An 18,947-nucleotide genomic window follows, 5' to 3' on the forward strand; every position below is an offset into this window, starting at 1 on the left:
TAATCGAGAGCTTAAGATCAAAAAGTAGCTAGTGACGATCGACCCTTTTGCCTATGAGTTCCGATTTAGTACCTCTCCTTCCCAAAGTATCCGTCGGCCGCCGCGCCGCGGCACTCTGCATCGACGGAATCGCAGTTTGGCTGCCCAGTTTGCTTCTGGGTACTAATGCGATCGTCCAAATCATATTTTTTGTCCTACTGTGGCTGATCATGCGCGTAGCCATCGTCAGGAAAAACCAAGGTCAAAGTCTCGGCCGCTGGGCCTTGGACATGAAAATTGTCGATCCTAGATTCCAACGGACTCCCGGAGTGCAAAAACTGTGCAAGCGCGAGGCATTGCTGGGCTTTTGCGCCGCCTTAGCCTTCGCAGGTATAGGGGGGCTGACATCTACCAACGCCGCCGTCTTGCTGCTGATGCTGCCCTTGGCGATCGACTGTAGCGTTGCCCTCACCTCCGCCGAAAGGTTTCCCCAAGCTTTCCACGATCGCATCGGCGGGACGATCGTAGTTGGAACCCGCCGTGGCTACTCCCTCGACATCAAAGTTAGAAGATTGCTTGACCAAGTGCAGAGCAATGTGAGAAGATAATAAATTGTGTTTAAATTAGTCGAAATTTATTTAGAATTATGGCTAAAGGCGTCCGCATCATAATTACTCTAGAGTGTACTGAGTGCCGTACAAACGTAAGCAAACGCTCAAAAGGCGTGTCTCGGTACACCACCACCAAGAACCGTCGCAACACGACGGCGCGGCTGGAACTCAAAAAGTTCTGCCCCCATTGCAACAGCCACACTGCCCACAAAGAGATCAAGTAGCGATTAGTCATTAGTCCTTAGTCATCAGTCATCAGTTGTTGGCAATTGATATTGATCGGCGAAAAGCAGATAATTAACCAATGCTTTCCTGACGGCTAGCAACTAACGGCTAATAACTAAAAACTCACAATCAACAGTCAACAAACAACAGTCAACAAACAACAAACCATGACTTACTTTCGCCGGCGCGTTTCGCCCATCAAACCAGGAGACCCGATCGACTACAAAGATGTCGATTTGCTCAAAAAATACGTCACAGAACGCGGTAAAATTTTGCCCCGCCGGATTACCGGTTTGACGGCAAAACAGCAGCGAGACCTGACAAGAAGCATCAAAAGAGCAAGAATTGTAGCTTTGATGCCCTTCGTAAACCAAGAAGGTTAACAGGATTTGGGATTTTGGGTTTTAGATTTTGGACTGGGAATAAGACTTGCGCGAGAACAACGTCTTTCTGTCATTAATAGTGCAGCAAGAATGCAGCGAAATAATCGCGAAATAAGATTAAGAGTCGCAGCAGCGCAAGTCTTAATCACAAGTCAAAAGTTAAAAAAAAAGCAAGAATAAAGAAAAACTTTTTAGATTTTAACTTTCACAATTGACCAGAAAAAATGCCAATATCCAAAATCTAAAATCGCAAGCTCGAAACTCGATAAGTGGCTACTGTAAAAATCCAAAATCTCAAATATAAAGCTGGCAAGTGGAGAAGGGAACGTTAGTAGAATTTAGAGTGCACGGCGACCGCCGTCTGGCAGTTGCCGATCGCCCCGACGGCAAGAAAAACTGGGTCGTGGTAGACGAAAACGGTCAACCGCACAGCATACCGCCCAAACAAATCAGCTACGAAGTAGTCGGAGAAACTTACAAACCCTCCGATATTCCCAAATTTCTCAAAGAAGTAGAAGCATACTCAGATCCGTCGAGTTTGGAAGTCGCTTGGGAACTTTTAGTCGGTGACGGAGAAACAGCAGATCCCGAATCCCTGGCAATGCTGCTATTTTCCGAACGCAGTGCGGCCCAGTGTTACGCGGCTTACTGTTTGCTATCAACAGACAAACTGTATTTCAAACAAAAGGGCGATCGCTACGAACCGCGATCTGCAGCCCAAGTAGCCGAAATCAAACACCAGCAAGAAGTAGAACAGCAGCGACACCAAGAATCCCAAGGATTTTGGGATCGAGTCAAACAGCGGCTGGCAGGGGAAAATGTAGATTGGGAAAATAGCGATCGAACTCGCCTCGACGCCCTAGAACGCTTTGCCCTCCTCGGAGAAGAAGCAACGCACCGCACCCCAGCCTTAGAAACTTTAGCCAGCTTACAACGATCCGAAAACCCCGAAGCAGCATTTGGCCTCCTAGTCGATCTCGGCCTCTGGAGTACCCACGAAAACCTGTTTTTGCGGCGCAGCCAAATTCCCCTACAATTCTCCGCAAAGGTATTAGAAGTGGCCCAACGCTGCCTAGAAAATCCCCCCACCGACTCCGACACAAATCGTCTCGATTTAACTCACCTCAAGGTTTACACGATCGACGACGAAAGCACCACCGAAATCGACGACGGCCTCAGCTTAGAATTCCTCGAAAACGGCCAGCAGCGGATCTGGATACACATCGCCGATCCCACCCGCTTGCTTTCCCCCGGAGACGAACTCGACCTCGAAGCCAGAAAGCGCACCACTACGGTTTACCTGCCCACGGGAATGATCTCCATGTTTCCCCCAGCTTTGGCAACCGGGCCAATGAGTTTAATTCAAGGCAAAGAGTGCAGCGCCCTCAGCTTCAGCGTCACCTTAGACGAAATCGGCGCGGCTCAAGATTACAGCATCCACATCAGCACCATAAAACCCACCTACCGCTTGACCTACGATGACGTAGACGAAATGCTGGAGTTGGGAATCGAAGCAGAACCGGAAATAGCAGCGATCGCCTCAGCAGCAAAACTGCGGCAAAAATGGCGGGAAGCCCAAGGCGCAATCAGCATTTTCATGCCCGAATCCGTCATCAAAGTCAACGGCGACGACATCAAAATCCACGTCATCGACGACTCCACAGCCCGGATGCTAGTAGCCGAAATGATGATTTTAGCCGGCGAACTAGCCGCCCGCTACGGTCAAGTTCACAGCCTGCCCATACCCTACCGCTATCAGCCACAGCCCGAACTCCCTCCCGATGAAGAATTGCTAGCTGTACCTGCTGGCCCCGCCCGCGCTTGCGCCGTGCGTCGGTGTATGCCCCGCAGCGAAATGGGCCTTACCCCCGGACGCCACGCCGGCTTGGGCTTGGAATTATACACTCAAGTTACTTCCCCGATCCGCCGCTATACCGACTTGCTGGCTCACTTCCAAATCAAAGCCCACCTGCGAGGCGAACCACTGCCTTTTTCCGCCCAAGAAATACAGGACATTGTGATGTGTCTCGGCACCGCAGTTAAAGAAGCATCCACCGTCGAACGCCAAACTAACCGCTATTGGGGATTGGAATATTTGCGACGCAACCCCGATGAAGTTTGGGAAGCTTTAATGCTGCGCTGGCTGAGGGAAGACAGCAATCTGGGATTGATTTTATTGGAAGATTTGGGTTTAGAATTGGCAATGCGATTTGGTCGATCGGTCGCAATCGGCGATCGGCTAGAAGTCAAAGTCACACACTGCGATCCGCGATCGGATGTCATTAACTTCCAAGAAATGATATTTGAAGCGGCACAATAGGATTTTAGATTTTAGATTTTAGATTGCAAAAATCTGTGTTGAAGGCTGAAACTGAGGATAAATCTCGTTTTTAGTCGAGTTTCTGACCTCCTCGCATCCCCATTGTCAAGCAGGGCTGTTTCATTCTCTTGTAGGGGCTGCCCCCCTGGCTGCCCCCATGTCTTAAACGCCTGTGAAGTCGTCTGTGGGGGGGTAGGCACGGGGGCACTACCGTACAAAATCGCCATTTTCGTGAGAATGAAACAGCCCTGCCTTGTCAAGGACAGGGGGTAAAAAAGATGATCGCTTTATATTTAGTCCTGTAAAATAATCCTAATTCTTGTCAGGGCTAGTTTACCTCTGAATCTGTAATATCAGCCAGAAATACCGTACACCGGCCCCGACCAAAATATTGGGGTCGATCGACTCGACATGATATCCGATCCCAGACAGGTAATACTTTTGACATTAAATTGACACGACACGCTTTGCTATATCCTCTCTTCCTCCGTGTCCTCTGCGTCCTCTGCGGTTAATAAAAAAAACTTCAGCATTCTCAAAATTGGAAGTTTTCACCCCAACCTAGTAATCTAAAATCTAAAATTTAAAATTTAAAATCGCAAAATGCCCAATTCAATTAGCCAAGTTCAGCCACCGCTGGAATTCATACCCCCAGCCTACAACCCCCTAGTGATGCAAGGTTGTAAGCAAATACTCCCTTGGTGGCTGCGATTTCGGACGAGTATCAGCCACGTTCAAGCCGAAAACGTCGAAACCCTCGCCGAACTATTCCACCAATTTCAAAATCAGAAAGTTCGCTTCTTGCTAGCCTTCCGCCACCCCAACTCAGACGATCCCTACTGTTTGGGACAACTAATTTGGAAACTCGTTCCCCAGGCGGCGCGGGCAAAAGGCATTCCCCTGCAATTCCCGGTACATTCCCACTTTATCTACGATCGCGGCATTCCCCTCTGGGCCGGTGCGGGAGTCGGCTGGTTGTATTCCCAACTCGGTGGCACTCCGATTGTTCGCGGTAAGATCGATCGCGCCGGATTGCGATCTGCCCGCAATTTATTTGCCAACAGCCAATTCCCGATCGCCGCCGCCCCTGAAGGCGCCACCAACGGTCACAATGAAATAGTTAGCCCCCTCGAACCGGGAATTGCTCAAATGGGCTTCTGGTGCCTGGAAGATTTGGTGAAAGCCGGACGCACTGAAAAAGTTTTAATTGTGCCGATCGGCATTCAATACCGCTATGTCAATCCACCTTGGCAACCCCTAGAAAAACTTTTAACTCAATTAGAAAATGATTGCGGACTGCCACCCTTAGAACGCACCGATATCGCTAATTTAGAGACGGCAAATTCCGATTCCGAAAACCAAAATCATAAATTCCAATATCTACGCCTGATTCGACTTGGCGGTCATTTGCTAGCAGTAATGGAAGAGTTTTACAGCCGTTTTTATCATAAGCAAATACAGTCATCTACATCTAGTTTAACATCATTATTCTCCCCCAAAATAACGGCAAATGATTCGGACAATGAAGTAATGATTGCTCGACTGAAAGCTTTGTTAGACGTGGGTTTGCAAGTAGCAGAAGAATATTTTAACTTAAAGCCCAAAGGCAGTTTAATAGACCGCTGCCGCCGTCTGGAACAAGCAGGCTGGGAGTATATTTATCGAGAAGATATCAAAGATATTGCAGCACTTTCTCCCTTAGAAAGAGGATTAGCCGATCGCCTCGCTGAAGAAGCAAGTCTTCGGATGTGGCACATGAGACTTGTAGAAAGTTTCGTTTCCGTCACGGGCAGATATGTCGCAGAACAACTGACAGCAGAACGTTTGGCAGAAACAACTTTACTGCTGTGGGACGTACTGGCTCGCATCAAAGGGGGAAATCCTTTCGGTCGCCCCAAGTTGGGCAAACAGCAGGTACAAATGACCGTGGGCGAACCCATATCGGTGAGCGATCGTTGGGATCGATATCAAACCAGCCGCAGGTTAGCAGTTGCCGAACTCACTCAAGACTTGCAATCAGCTTTAGAAGCAATGATTAAATCTTAATTACTCCGATAAACAAGAGCTTCTAGGGAAGAAGGAATATATATTTTTCTTCAAGACGTTTTTTTGTGGTGAATTATAAACAGATTGTTATAAACTTTTGGAATAGGTCTAATGAACCGCCAACCCTCGCTCGACAATGAACCAATAAAAATTAGCGATGACTAACAAACCTATCGATTTGTCTACTAACTCAATTAAAGTAAAACTGCTGAATAATTTAGCGCAGGAATTGCTCACACCGCTCACTTCTGTCCTCGGCATGGCAAGCGTGTTGAAACAAGAAATTTATGGCCCCTTAACCAGCAAGCAAAAAGAATATATTGACGTGATCCAAGACAGCAGCCGCTCTTTGCGATCGCTAGTTGAAGAAATTTTGGAACTGTCAGAACTAGATGATTCCGCTTTCACCTTGAAGCGAACCGCAGTCGATATAGAAACTTTGTGCCACCAGGTTGTGACAATCCTGTCGTCGGCGGCAAGTAGACGAGAGCAAGAAATTAATTTGTCGATGGGGCCCGGGTCGCGCATCTGGTTGGTAGATAAAGATAAGGTTCAGCAAATGCTGCACCACTTAATTTTTAGCATTATTCAATCTGCTGGGGCAGGCAGCGTGATTCGAGTCCACGTTTCTCGGAAAGAAGACGGTATCAACATCGGAGTTTGGGTTTTTCATCCTTGGTTAGGGGAAAGTTTGCCCCATGCTACACTCTACACCGACTACTTGTTGAAGGTCGGATCAGGTAGCGGTTCGCCATCGCACTCCGAAACCGACTCCGAGGGAGTCGAAGCGCAACTCCCGACACAGGGTTCGCAGCGCTTAACGCTGGCGTTTTCTGAGTTGGCGGCTTTGGTGGCGCAGAATGCGGAGGATACCGCACCGGTGTTAGCTGGTTACGGGGCCAGGGAACGCTTGGGGCTGCTGCTTTGCTGCCAATTGGTGGAAATTCAAGGCGGCCAACTCTCAATTCAAGGAGCCCCGGAATCTGGATATCGCTACGTGCTCTGGCTGCCCTGCACAAATGCTACGGAATTGTTGGAAGGCTAAAGAAGGAAGAAGGAAGAAGGAAGAGGGAAGAAGGAAGAAGGAAGAAGGAAGAAGGAAGAAGGAAGAGGGAAGAAGGAAGAAGGAAGAAGGAATAAGCAGTGTACAGGACGTAACTGCTGAAAGAAGGAAGAAAAATAACTCAACTTTTTTCAATTATCAATTCCCGATTACCAATTCCCGATTAGCGATTAGCGATTCCCAATTACCAATTCCCAATTACCAATTCCCAATTACCAATTACCGATTACAAAGTACAAATCTAAAATAGCAATGAATTCAGTTTGGCAACAGTTAACTCTGGCAAATTTGCCGCTATCTCAGTGGCAAAGTAGAAGTTATTTATTCAATTTGGCGATCGGCTCTTTACGCAGTTGGCGACAAAGTAGCTGGCTGATGCAGTGGGCCGAACCCTTGGGTTTTGTTTTGCTGGCCTTGACTTTCGGTTTTGCGCCGTTTGTAAACAATGCCTTGGTGGGGGTGTTGATGGCGGCTAGCGCTGCATTTTGGGTGCTGCTGACTGTTTCGGACGATCGCCCGATCGCCTTGAGGCCGATTCATTTGCTGGTACTGCTGTACTGGGGCATTGCCACCGTCGCCACGGCGATGTCGCCGGTCAAAGTCGCCGCTGCTACTGGTTGGAGCAAGCTAACGCTGTATTTGCTGTTTTTTGCGCTGATGGCTCGGATATTGCGATCGCCCCGTTGGCGATCGTGGTTAATTGCCGTATTTTTGAACGTCTCTTTAATTGTCAGTTTCTACGGCGTGCGGCAGTGGATTGACAAAGTGCCGCCCTTAGCTACTTGGAACGATCCGACTTCTACTCAAGCCAATGTCACGCGAGTTTACAGTTTTCTCGGAAATCCTAACTTGCTTGGTTCCTATTTACTGCCAGCCATTGCATTGAGCGCCGCCGCGCTTTTTGTGTGGAAAGGATGGGGAACAAAAATTTTAGCATTGACGATGCTGGTGGTGAATTGCGCGTGTTTGCGCTACACCGATAGCCGGGGTGCTTGGATCGGTTTTGTGGCTCTACTGGTGGTATTTTTAGTGCTGCTGTGGTACTGGTACAGCCCTTTGATGCCTCGGTTCTGGCGAACTTGGGCGCTGCCGTTAGGGTTAGGAGGTTTGGCGGGAGCCTTAATTTTGGGAGTGGCTTTAGTCGAGCCTCTGCGCGATCGAGTTTCGAGTATGTTTATTGGACGAGGTGACAGCAGTAACAATTTTCGGATTAATGTTTGGACGGCGGTAATTGACATGATTCGCGATCGGCCAATTCTGGGAATCGGGCCGGGAAACACTGCTTTTAATAAAGTTTACCCGCTTTATATGAAGCCGAGATTCACTGCTTTGAGCGCTTACTCGGTGCTGCTGGAAATTGTGGTAGAAACCGGTTTTGTCGGTTTAATGTGTTTCCTGTGGCTGATGACTGTCACCGTCAATCAAGGTTTGTTGCAGATCAAAAATCTGCGGGATGCACAATTTAACATCTCTAATTTAGAGGAAGAATCCCGAAATCCCCAATCTAAAATCCAAAATCTCAAATCGAATCAGGGGTTTTGGTTGATAGGGGCGATCGCAACTTTAGCCGGCATGATGGCCCACGGTTTTGTCGATACAGTTTGGTATCGGCCAGAAGTTAATATGCTGTGGTGGTTGATGGTGGCGATTATTGCTAGTTTTTACAGCAACTCGCACCAGCAGCAAGATTCAGCTTTGACGGAGGGCGAGTAGATAGAATTGCTGGCGGGGTTTTATCCCCGCCCGGTGGCAGGGCGGTTTCATTCTCAGGGAAATCATCGTTTTGTAGGGGTAGTGCCTTTCTTTGCCTACCCCCTCCACGAATGATGAAATCGATGTTTCAAATGTCGGGGTTCTTCACGAGGGTTTGCCCCTAGGTCGAATGAAACAGCCCTGCGCCCGGTGTGGATTCCAGCAATAGCCGATACAGCAATGATTAAGAGTTATATCAGTGCAAAAAAAGAATGCAGCTTTATGCAAGCTGCAAACCCTTATCGCCATAAGTTATTTCCAAATCTTCAATTCTTAATCTCACATCTCAAATGCTATAAGGTGCGGACGGCGCACCCTGCATACTTACTACTACATACTACATACCTGTTGCTGTAAAGTGGTGATGGTACACTCTACAAAATTTATTGAAAATAACTCTTATTCTGCGCTCTCTGAAGGCATGATGAATCTCGGACACGGATATTTTCCACCATCTCTATCTCTGCACCGCCGCCACGTCGATTGATTGGAGTCGAACGGCGTTTCGACTGACTTATTAACTGTAATTTTAACAGTCGAAGGAGTTGGCAGTGCTGTTGAGGCTTGACTTAGCTCCAGTACCGTTATAATTGCCAGTATGGTTGATGAAAACAAAACTGTGCGTTTCATTTATTTGTTTTTTCCTCGTTTAATCGTTGACGTGCCATCCCTATCCATATATCCTCATCGAATTCTTGAGAATCCGCATACTTTAGACAAATTTTCCACTGCGGTAGCGCTGCCTTAGTATTTTTCATCTTTTCTAGGACTTGCGCTTTTAAGCAGTAAGTTGCTGGCCCTTCACTATCAAGTTTAATCGCTTCATCCAGATGTTGCAATGCCTCTGAATATCGACCCTGTTCCAGGCGAGCCCATCCCAAGTTTTTGAGTAAAGAATATTTTACTCGATCGTCCTCAGCTAATTTCAAACCTTGCCACAGGAAGTGAACGGCAGCCGGATAGTTTTTTTGATCGACTATATATAACCTAGCCAGGTTGCTGTAAGCAGCAGGCAGACCGAGTTTTGCAGCTTGCAGATATTTTGCTCTGGCGCATTGTAAATCTTGCACCTCTTCGCAAAGCCATCCTAAATTGTAAAGAGCTGTTCGGCTTTTTGGATCTACCCTGAGCGCTAACTCATATGCTTGTTGAGTATCAGCCAATCGATTGGCTTTGTAGTTTTCAAAGGCGATATTATTAAAAAAAGATGCCAGTTCCGGCCGCCCAATTTTCCAGCCGCCAAAGCCTACTGCTAGGATCAGCAAGAAGGCTCCCCACTTCGAGTTGTGATGCTTTTTTGCTGGCTCTTTCATGGCATTGAAAATGTTAGCTAATGGTGTCATTTTTAGCATTTTTTAACTTGAGAGTTGAGCGATTTTTTTTGACCAGATTTAATTGCGACCCTAATGGCATATAATCTTACGAAATGACTCAGGTTTGAGTCCCTTTCTTATAAGAGTTTGTCAGTCCACAGCCGAATGCTGGGGTAATGTTCCCACTACCCAGAGGTATTCGAGCATAGGTTAATCATTCATGAGACTCCACAAGCCATCCGGATATTTTCAGGAAAAAGAAGCGGGAAGCAGGAAGCAGGTAGAACTCTTCCCCTTGTCTAAGTAATAATACTTAGTCAGCGGTCAGTCGATCGACACTATGCGACTGTATGAGGAGATACAGCGTATTCCAGGTTTATGGAGTGTAGAGGGACTTACCCTGGGCCGTTTCCCTACGGGGAGCGAACGAGCTGGGGTTTAGTTAATCAACATAGAATTTGCTGTAAGGAATGAGAATTAAATAACTTCCACTCTTGAAAGTGGGATGGGCCAGGCCCATCCCACAATAACAATTAAAATTGTAAGTTATTTAATTCGCGATCCTAAGATGGACTGCGGTGAAATAACTCTAATTAAGTTTGTAGTGACGATGGAAGTCCTCAACCTCCTCCCTTGAGGATTTTGAAAAATATTATAATGAGTCATGAACCGAAATCGATTTAAAATAGCCAATCATTAATCAGCAATCACCCATCATGAACCACTAATGACTCCTGACTAATAAACATCTCCCTAAATTAACTTTCAACCTTTGAGTAGCAAAGGTTTTAGTTTATTTTTCGGAGATGTCTAATGACTAATGACTAATGACTCTGACTAAAATTGCTTCATCGCTCTTTCCATATCCCGCTTATCTTCGCGTTTCTTCAAATCTTCGCGCTTGTCGTACAGTTTTTTCCCTTTACCCAAACCGATATCCAGTTTTACCCAGCCGCCTTTCAAATACATTTTTAACGGCACTAAAGTCAAGCCTTTTTCTTCGACTTTGCCGATTAATTTGCGAATTTCCTGCTTGTGCATCAGCAATTTACGGGTGCGGCGGGGTTCGTGATTAAAATAGTTGCTAGCACTTCTCCAAGGCGAAATGTGAACGTTGATCAGCCACAGTTCCCCGTTCCGAACTAAACCATATCCGTCGCGCAAATTGGCTTTTCCTTCCCGAATAGATTTGACTTCGGTGCCCTTCAACTCGATTCCCACTTGGTATGTCTCTATAATTTCATAGAGATGGCGCGCTTGTCGGTTATCGCTAACAATTTTGTATCCTGGACTTTTTTCGCTCATTTTTACCTCCGATAAAATTAATTATTATAACGCTAGCTTCTCTGTAGAGAAAATCGAAGCTTGACAAAACTTAAATAATCGGTCTGGACATTACCAATTTGGCTGAGCTAAGATGTCACCAACGTGAATGTCAAGCGGTATCATGCAGCGCACCAATATCACTGATTCTGCAATTCCAGATTCTGTTACTCCTCATCCTGCGGTTTATTTGGTTTGGCTGGCTCCTTTTTTGCTGGCGCTTGCTTGGTTTTCGGCCAATATCTCGGCTGTTAAGTGGCTGTTATCCTCGTTTGTTGAGATACCCACACTGTACAAAATAGTAATTGGCTTTCTGATTGTAGCATTAGTAGTGCGATCGATTGGGAAATCGGATCGCCCGCCCGGATTTTCACCCAATTTCGTTTTGAGGCGAGATCCGCTGCTATTGATGTTGGGTGCGGGTATTTGCTCGATCGCCCTTCAGTACATAATTGATATCAAACAAGTTACTGTCCTGCTATTTATCCTCGGAACTTACGGGCTGTGCGGCTTATTGGTGGATTCCAACTTTTGGCGAAAAAACTTACCAATTGCGGGCTTGCTTGCTTGTATTTTACCATTTAATAGTCAGTTGAATAGCGGCTTAGGTTTGCCCGCGCGAGTCCTCACTGCTCAGGTAGTAGAACAGTTGCTTTCTCTGCTGCACATTGGGGCTATTTCTTCTTACGATATTATCATTTTGGAAAACGGCATCGCTCAGGTTGACGTGCCTTGCAGCGGCATTAAAACTCTCTTAGTGGGAACGCTATTTTTGCTTGCTGCTACCTGGCTAGAAGGGCGTAAATTGAGCTTAAGATGGCTAGCAGTCGGCGCTGCTAATCTCTTAATGTTGGTATGTGCTAACGCTGCGCGGGTTGCCGTGTTAGTCCTGGTTTCAGAAGTTTTTCAACAGCCAAACATAGCACAAATTATGCACGTTCCTCTGGGAATTGTCGGTTTAGTCTGTGCTTGTTTTGTGACGTGGTTAATGCTGCAACGAGTACCGAAATTTCAGCCAGAAAAAACCAGCGGTATTTCTGCAAAACCAAACTCAGAAATTCTTCCAAATCACCCTTTAGCCAAACCAGGAATAATTGCAGCAGTCACAGTTTTGGCAATAATGGCTCAACTGTCTCATGTAGAAACGTCAAAAATGGCGATCGCACCTTTAACATTACCTGAATACATTAAATCCGAGTCGATTCCCCTCAATCCTAGCGAACAAAAATTCTTTGGCAACTATCCAGACACGCAAACACAAAAAATCAGATTTGTCGCCGGCAACTTGCGCGGTTCCATGCTCACAGTAGTCAGCACATCCTGGCAAACTTATCACGCCCCCGAGTTGTGTTTTGTAGCAAGCGGAATTCCCGTCAATCGCATAGAAAAAAAACAACTAACTCCTTCAGTAACAGCGCGCTGGCTGTCTCTCAAAAACAACCAATTATCAGCAGCATACTGGCTGCAATCTGCACAGCTAACTACAGATAACTTCATGTCCCGTATCGGTAGCGATATTACCCATAAAAATCATACTTGGGTGCTAGTTTCCATTTTATTTGACAGTTCGCTACCACCAGAAAATCAGGAAGTAAAAGAGTTTGCGAGTAATGTATACACGACCGTTAAACAAAGCTTACAAGGAGAAGTAAATGAAAATCAAACAGGTGTTTGATGGAATTTTTCAAACAATTTTTTGGGTTTGGAATTTGACATTTTTATCGATTGTTTACTTGGGAATTTTGCCTATTCTAGGAGTGCCATTAATTAAGGCGACAATCGATGGCACTATCCCGCTAGAGTTTTCTTTGACGATGGCAGCTACGATCGCAGTACCCACCGTATGTACTGTAATAGGAGCTAGGCGTTTTCGCAAGCAACCCCTACAGCTAATGCGTTGGTTTTATGGCGTAGAAGCACCGCTATTTTTGCTTTGTTTGCTGCGCTTGTTTTTGCTGCGAGAACTCACCCCAGCTAGTTCTCAAATCATCGCTACTATTGCTTTGTGCATTGCAGCATTTTCAGTGGAAATGCTGTACGGATATCTGGGTAAAAGAGAAAATGTGCAAAATATTTTCGATTCCCAGAATTCCCATAATCAACAGCCTCGTATTTTCAACTTAATCGGAGAAAAGCGAAGTGCGTGGCTGCAATTAGGATGTCACAGTTTAATGGTAGTAGTTGGCACTTGGGCGGCAACATTGCTGCTTTATTACGCTGTACCTGTGGCATTGTATACACTTTATGGATTCTTATTTGTCGTCATTCAATTTTTCAAGTTTACATGGGTTTCACCATTTCTGGAGATGTTTAAATACGGGGCGTGGGCCTCGGCTTTAATTTGGATACCGCTATCGTTTATATTGTTTGGTTTAACCTGTAGCTTATTCGTTGTCATGCCTTCGCTGTACGGCTTTCTCTACATTCATTCCGGGCGGAAAATATGGCAGAGTTTTGCTGCACAATACGGAAAAAATAAAGCACTAATCGGAAGTTTGGGAGTCATAGCAGCTTGGCTGGCTATTTTCTCAGCTTTGCAGCAGCAGCCACAAGTCGCAGCGCTGAAAATGCTGGCGACTCCCCCCGCAAACGACAGCAGTCGCCAAACTTTATTAGCCAAATCTGATATGATTCGATCGGGCTTAGTTAACGCTTATTTGTCCCCTTACCGCTACCTCAGCACTGTAGGAGAAAACAACCACATTTATGAGATATACAAAAATAGTTGGATTTTCCCTGACGGCGCAGCTCAAACTTTGCAGAACAGCTATAATTTTTTAATGTCGCCGTTTTTGTATCAAGGCTCTAGTGCTGATGTGGAAAAAGCCGAAAAACTATACGGCGAATTCTTCGATACGGAACTGCAAAAAGGCGACACAGAAGCAGTAAAACACGCGGTACAGTCAACATCAAACCGGGAAGAAGCTAAAGCTGGTTTGCTGAATGTCAATCAAGAAAAAGTATGGTTGCAGTCGCAAGAAGTGACAGTCAAAGAAAACGGCGACTGGGCTGACGTTCAACTCTACGAAGTTTACAAAAATCAAACGCCGAACTTGCAAGAAGTATTTTACTACTTTTCCCTCCCTGAAAGCGCCGCAGTTACAGGAGTTTGGCTAGGAGATACTGGGGATTTAAATAAACGTTTTGTATTTACGGTATCGCCTCGCGGTGCCGCACAGCAAGTCTACAACCAACAGGTAGTAGAAAGAGTCGATCCGGCTTTGCTAGAACAAATTGGCCCCAAACAATACCGTTTGCGGGCTTTTCCAATCCCGGCTAAAAGAGAATTCATGCCAACTGACGGGCCAACGGAAATGCACCTGTGGCTTACTTACAAAGTCATGCGACAGCCGCAGGGTTGGGCGATGCCTGTTTTGGCTGAAAAACGCAACATTTTTTGGAACCAAAATACTCGCCGCACGATCGCCGGAAAAGAGGTAAAATACAGCGGTAAAGAAGCAAGAGAAACTTGGCTGCCACCCTTTTTGCCCGCAGTCGCACAGCAACCGCTAACCGCGCAGCAAGCGATTCTACCGGGAGGAAATATCATTTCTGCTAAGCCGCTGGCTGATGCAAATTATTCGTTACCGCAAGGCAAAAAATTTGCAGTTATTCTCGATACTTCCCGCAGCATGGCGGCCCAAAAGAAGGAAGTAAAAGAGACTTTTGAATGGTTGAAAGCTAATGCAGCAGGAAAAAATGCTGTTGATTTGTATGTCGCCAGCGCTGCGGGAATGCCACCTAAGTTTGTGGAAGATGTACGCAATTTCGATGCGGCAAAGGTGACATTCTATGGTACAATCCAGCTCAAAGATATGCTGCAACAGTTTGCACAGTTGCGGGGCGATAAAAGTTACGATAATGTATTTTTGGTGAGCGATCGCCACAGTTACGAATTGTCGGACGATCGCAAACTTAAACTTTCCATCTCTGCACCCCTATGGACAGTGCATTTGGGAGGTTTGCCCCCCGGCTACGACGACGCAACTTTAAAGGTGATTCAAGATAGCGGTGGCGGAGTGGCTACAGATATGAAAGAGGCGATGCAGCGAGTAGCAACCACAGCAGCTTCGGGCGAATCTACAGTTAGCGTTGTTGACGGCTATGCTTGGAGTTATGCCAAAACCCCGCAGTCGAAAAAAATTGCAAAATCGGCGGCAGTCGCAGAGTTAAAAGATACCGGAAATGAAGGCTTTAAACCGATAGCTGCGCGGCAGTTGATAACTGCACTTAGCAAGCAGAAAAGTTCCAATCAATTGACGCAACTGGATGCGATGCACGCAGTAGCTAAAAATTTTAAAGTGGTGACGCCTTATTCTTCGATGATTGTGTTAGTTAATGACGCGCAAAGGGAGCAACTAAAAGCAGCGGAAGCTAAGAGCGATCGATTTGAACGCGAGGTAGAATCGGGTAAGGAGGAGTTAACTAAACCGAATAATCCTCTGAATGTTTCGGGGGTTCCTGAACCGGAAGAATGGCTGCTTTTGGCGGTAGGTGCGATCGGGCTTTTGGCGGTTTTCCTCCGCCAGCAGCGCGCGAAAATGGTAGGTTGAAAGATGATTCGGCGGTTGAAACCGCTCCTTGTCAAACAAAGTCTGCCTCCGCAGACTAAGAGAGTGAGGGGGTATTTAAGCCGGACTTGATATCAAATATTAATCTACAGTCGTCTAAAGACGACTTTCGCTATGAGACAGGGGTTTCAACCCCTGTCGGACTGTCGGACTTAGCTAAGACTAATGACTAATCTATTTCTACAAAAACGCGATCGCCCTCAATCTTTACCGGATAAGATTCCAGGGAATCGCTGGGTGCATTCAAACATTTACCCGTATCTAATTTGTACTGATATTTGTGAAAAGGACAGGTAATGATACCGTTGCTGACTTTACCCATGTCGATCGGATATTCCAAATGAGTGCAAGCATTGCGGTAACAAGTGACATTCATGCCTTGACGGTTCAAAATCACTGAAGTTTCGTCAACTTTTACCTTCAAGACACCCCATTCGGGAACTTGATTTAGCGCTGTTATTTCTAGCCACATATAATCTTCCTCGCTTTAAATAAATTATTGCAAATTCATGGGCGATCGTCCTTGAATGCAGCAAGGGCGATCGGTGGGGCGCTCTCCACACCTGATAACCTAACCGTTTTCCTCGCCATTTCCCAGGTACAACCTGACGAATTCATCAGCCGCCTCCCGATTGAATGTCTGCAACGCTTGCTTAATCGCAAATACCGCCTCAGCGGATGGATCTCGTTCTTCACTCACCCAACGACTAACGTTTGAGCGATCGATTTCCATCTTTGCCGCCAATTGATATTGACTGATATCGTATGCCTCTAATATTTTTTTGAGGGCTTTACCTGCTCTTCCCATGCTCCCGATTGTGTCAGAGAGTCACGCTACTGTAAACGTTGCTGATTGTCATCTAATGCGCTACACTAAGGTAGGAGCGATCGCCTCCCGTGCCAGTTATGCTTGAGATAGACTAAACAAATAGCGATTGTGGACATTAACCAGCAAAAAGAACAGTTCAGTTATGCGTATATTTATGCAGTTGCTGCCTCGGCTGGCTACTCCTTCCAGATAGCAGCTAGACCATTAGATTTTGACGGCATCGATATCATTCTTGCTGGCGGTATGGGAAGTGGAATTATTCGATATCCCAGACTTGAACTCCAGGTAAAATGCACATCTAGGGATGTGATTGGACAGGAAGCAATTAGATATCCGCTCGAAGTCAAGAACTACAATGAATTGAAAGTAGAAAATATTCATACTCCCCGACTGTTAATCCTTGTAGTCGTACCCGACAATTTAGACAATTGGCTAATCCAATCTCAACAGGAACTTTGCCTGAAATATTGCGGTTATTGGGTTTCTCTGCGAGGTCAACCCCCAACCCAGAATCAAACCACTGTTACAATTTCCATACCCAGACAGAATATCTTTAATGTAAAAGCTCTTACCACCCTCATGCAGCTAATAGAAGCAGGCGAAACCCTATGATAGTCACCGTTCGAGATCCCGAAATTCTCAAAAATCTACAGCCAGAAATTGTGCGTACTTACCTCGAAACGCATTGCTGGCAAGAAGTGCGACAAATTGACGATAAAGCTTCTATCTGGAATCGGCAGAGCGAAAACTCAGAAGAGTTAGAGCTTCTGCTACCATTAAAACCAGAATTTTTAGACTTTCCCCGCCGGATGGCTGAAGTTTTACAAACCCTAGAAATTGCTGAAAATCGTTCCCAGCTCGAAATTCTCAGCAATCTCTTGACATCAGCTCCTAACATTACCATTCAAGGCATAGTCACCAACTTGCAAGAAGGAGCAGTCACCGGAAAACTAACTTTGACAGGCGTTATTGTTGGCAAGCTGCGGCGCATTCAGTTAGAACTAGCAGAACCAGTCTACGAACTGGCAGTCAAAGCTTATCAAGCCAGAATTCCGGTTATTTGTCAAGGCAATTTAGTTAAACAAGGTCGCTCTTTTTTACTGCAAAATACCCATCACTTTACATTAGATTTAGATGCCTGGTTGGAATGAAGGCAATGTACTATAATTCAACTAAAGAGCGATGGTTGAATGATTTTCCTAAGATTGTTAATGTCTTTATTAGTCAGTTCCTACGGATGAATCTGACTCAAAATCACCCTCAACCTGTCATAATCATCCTTCAACAAAACACTCAAACTCCTTCCCGCTTCCACCAACCAAGATCGATCGCGCATCCGCAACTGATAAATCTCCCGAATCGCCGCCGCCGTCAGCGCCTCCACCGGCGCATTAGCCACCCCCAACAGCGTCCTCAAAAAATCCAACTGCACCGTAAAATCAATCACCTCATCGGGTTCGCAGCGATAAACCGCTTGGTGAATTTGTGGCGGGCGCGGCGGCAAATACTGATAAATTTTACCCCTCGATGGGCCGTGACCGTTCAACCTTTCCGGCGCAGCCTCAAACCCCACAATCGCCACTCGAAACTCGGTTTTTAGCATCGCAAAAATCTGCGGTTGTTCCTCCCGCAACTCTTCCAGCGACAAACCCAAAGCGCGAGCTCTGTGTACCGAGTCGATCGGGCTAGTCGTAGCGTAATAAACCACGCCGTAAATTTGATTTTTTGACTCTTCATCCTCGGCCTTCACCCAACTCCCAAAAGGCGGCATCACGGGAAAGCTTAAGTCTTCCGGTTCCAAACATTGAGCCAAAAACTCCGAAGTTGCCGTCTCGATAACCTCAGCAATGCGATCGGGATGGCGCTCTTTTGTAGCAAATTGGGGTAAAGGTAAACGCATAGTTTTAGTGATTAGTCATTAGTCATTAGTCATCAGTCATTAGTCATTGGTTTTTTGCTAGTTTCAAGGGTCTTCAGTTAGTAGCCTGGTATTGGGTACTTTAGCAATTACAAATTACCCATTACCAATGACTAATGACCGCTGACTATTTCGCGCGACCCGCCGTAGCATCGACAAGTTCCAACTGCGACAGGCGGAACGTAATCAGCTTGTCCCAATTCCCGCCTTCAAACAGTACCGCGACTTTCCCGTCGGTAACTCGCTGGACTTGTCCTTGAAAAGCGTAGTAAATCTCACCCTTATCTTTAACTCGAACTGCAGAACCTGGAAAAATCATAATTGTTTCAATGTTATGTTTGCTGTTTACAGTTTACCTTTTCTTGGCGATCGAGAGTTGATGCTAAAACAGGCAAGATGCCTGTTCCACAAACAAGCACAGGCAAGATGCCTGTTCCACAAACAAGCACAGGCAAGATGCCTGTTCCACAAACAAGCACAGGCAAGATGCCTGTTCCACAAACAAGCACAGGCAAGATGCCTGTTCCACAAACAAGCACAGGCAAGATGCCTGTTCCACAAACAAGCACAGGCAAGATGCCTGTTCCACAAACAAGCACAGGCAAGATGCCTGT

General features: G+C 46.1%; 19 protein-coding genes. 11 read left to right on the plus strand and 8 right to left on the minus strand.

Features of this window, described 5'->3' with window-relative positions; translation table 11 throughout:
- Positions 1-53 precede the first annotated feature (53 nt).
- The 7 genes from QT987_RS23805 (at position 54) to QT987_RS23835 (ending at position 8,340) form a co-directional block, all read left to right on the plus strand.
- Positions 54-587, plus strand: coding sequence for an RDD family protein (locus QT987_RS23805; RefSeq protein WP_333057226.1), 534 nt, complete (start codon positions 54-56; stop codon positions 585-587).
- Positions 588-625: 38 nt separating this feature from the next.
- A complete protein-coding gene (rpmG, locus tag QT987_RS23810) occupies positions 626-814 on the plus strand; it encodes a 50S ribosomal protein L33 (protein ID WP_006631376.1) in 189 nt (62 codons plus the stop codon).
- A gap of 168 nt (positions 815-982) precedes the next feature.
- Positions 983-1,198 (plus strand): 30S ribosomal protein S18, encoded by a 216-nt coding sequence (gene rpsR / locus QT987_RS23815; RefSeq protein WP_006631377.1) that lies wholly within the window; start codon positions 983-985, stop codon positions 1,196-1,198.
- 313 nt (positions 1,199-1,511) lie between these two features.
- Entirely contained in the window at positions 1,512-3,518 is a 2,007-nt protein-coding gene (locus tag QT987_RS23820; protein WP_333245163.1) for a ribonuclease R family protein, read from the plus strand.
- A 603-nt stretch (positions 3,519-4,121) separates the two neighbouring features.
- Positions 4,122-5,564 carry a 1-acyl-sn-glycerol-3-phosphate acyltransferase gene (locus QT987_RS23825; protein WP_333245166.1) on the plus strand — a complete coding sequence of 481 codons (1,443 nt, stop codon included), beginning with the start codon at positions 4,122-4,124 and terminating at the stop codon, positions 5,562-5,564.
- Positions 5,565-5,721: 157 nt separating this feature from the next.
- Entirely contained in the window at positions 5,722-6,609 is an 888-nt protein-coding gene (locus QT987_RS23830; protein ID WP_333245169.1) for a histidine kinase dimerization/phospho-acceptor domain-containing protein, read from the plus strand.
- 270 nt (positions 6,610-6,879) lie between these two features.
- Positions 6,880-8,340 carry an IctB family putative bicarbonate transporter gene (locus QT987_RS23835; protein WP_333245172.1) on the plus strand — a complete coding sequence of 487 codons (1,461 nt, stop codon included), beginning with the start codon at positions 6,880-6,882 and terminating at the stop codon, positions 8,338-8,340.
- A 438-nt stretch (positions 8,341-8,778) separates the two neighbouring features.
- Here the strand turns inward: QT987_RS23835 and QT987_RS23840 are convergent, their stop codons facing one another.
- The 3 genes from QT987_RS23840 to smpB all read right to left on the minus strand — a co-directional run bounded on the left by QT987_RS23840 (position 8,779) and on the right by smpB (position 10,997).
- A complete protein-coding gene (locus tag QT987_RS23840; RefSeq protein WP_333245175.1) occupies positions 8,779-9,009 on the minus strand; it encodes an Osc7112_2153 family protein in 231 nt (76 codons plus the stop codon).
- The gene (locus QT987_RS23845) at positions 9,006-9,722 is read right to left on the minus strand and encodes a tetratricopeptide repeat protein (protein WP_333245178.1); all 717 of its coding nucleotides are present in this window, start codon (positions 9,720-9,722) and stop codon (positions 9,006-9,008) included. Before QT987_RS23845 ends, QT987_RS23840 begins: the two co-directional genes overlap by 4 nt.
- An 807-nt stretch (positions 9,723-10,529) precedes the next feature.
- Complete coding sequence (gene smpB / locus QT987_RS23850; RefSeq protein WP_006631384.1) at positions 10,530-10,997, minus strand: SsrA-binding protein SmpB; 468 nt, start codon at positions 10,995-10,997, stop codon at positions 10,530-10,532.
- 127 nt (positions 10,998-11,124) lie between these two features.
- Here smpB and xrtO point away from each other — a divergent pair, with 127 nt between their 5' ends.
- Together xrtO and QT987_RS23860 are read left to right on the plus strand one after the other, a co-directional pair.
- The gene (xrtO, locus tag QT987_RS23855) at positions 11,125-12,690 is read left to right on the plus strand and encodes an exosortase O (protein WP_333245181.1); all 1,566 of its coding nucleotides are present in this window, start codon (positions 11,125-11,127) and stop codon (positions 12,688-12,690) included.
- A complete protein-coding gene (locus QT987_RS23860; protein WP_333245183.1) occupies positions 12,668-15,568 on the plus strand; it encodes a TIGR02921 family PEP-CTERM protein in 2,901 nt (966 codons plus the stop codon). The genes xrtO and QT987_RS23860 overlap by 23 nt, the downstream gene beginning before the upstream one ends.
- Before the next feature lie 187 nt (positions 15,569-15,755).
- Here QT987_RS23860 and QT987_RS23865 read toward each other — a convergent pair whose 3' ends face one another.
- Positions 15,756-16,058, minus strand: coding sequence for a Rieske (2Fe-2S) protein (locus QT987_RS23865; RefSeq protein WP_333242632.1), 303 nt, complete (start codon positions 16,056-16,058; stop codon positions 15,756-15,758).
- A 99-nt stretch (positions 16,059-16,157) separates the two neighbouring features.
- On the minus strand, positions 16,158-16,394 hold the full coding sequence (locus QT987_RS23870) for a helix-turn-helix domain-containing protein (RefSeq protein WP_015175931.1): 237 nt from the start codon (positions 16,392-16,394) through the stop codon (positions 16,158-16,160).
- A 129-nt stretch (positions 16,395-16,523) separates the two neighbouring features.
- Between QT987_RS23870 and QT987_RS23875 the strand changes: the two genes are divergently transcribed.
- Complete coding sequence (locus tag QT987_RS23875) at positions 16,524-17,027, plus strand: DUF4365 domain-containing protein (RefSeq protein ID WP_333245187.1); 504 nt, start codon at positions 16,524-16,526, stop codon at positions 17,025-17,027.
- Positions 17,024-17,566: a hypothetical protein gene (locus tag QT987_RS23880; protein WP_333245189.1), complete on the plus strand. Its 543-nt coding sequence runs from the start codon at positions 17,024-17,026 to the stop codon at positions 17,564-17,566. Before QT987_RS23875 ends, QT987_RS23880 begins: the two co-directional genes overlap by 4 nt.
- A gap of 80 nt (positions 17,567-17,646) precedes the next feature.
- On the opposite strand, the gene QT987_RS23885 is transcribed toward QT987_RS23880, so the two are convergent.
- The 3 genes from QT987_RS23885 to QT987_RS23895 form a co-directional block, all read right to left on the minus strand.
- On the minus strand, positions 17,647-18,315 hold the full coding sequence (locus QT987_RS23885; RefSeq protein ID WP_006631388.1) for an HAS-barrel domain-containing protein: 669 nt from the start codon (positions 18,313-18,315) through the stop codon (positions 17,647-17,649).
- 145 nt (positions 18,316-18,460) lie between these two features.
- Positions 18,461-18,652 (minus strand): NAD(P)H dehydrogenase subunit NdhS, encoded by a 192-nt coding sequence (locus tag QT987_RS23890; protein WP_293145052.1) that lies wholly within the window; start codon positions 18,650-18,652, stop codon positions 18,461-18,463.
- Positions 18,653-18,715: 63 nt separating this feature from the next.
- Positions 18,716-18,947, minus strand: a 232-nt coding sequence (locus QT987_RS23895; protein WP_333245192.1) for a hypothetical protein, incomplete at its 5' end; no start/stop codon positions are given.

The organism is Microcoleus sp. SVA1B4 (genome assembly GCF_036700545.1).
Classification (GTDB): Bacteria; Cyanobacteriota; Cyanobacteriia; order Cyanobacteriales; family Microcoleaceae; genus Microcoleus.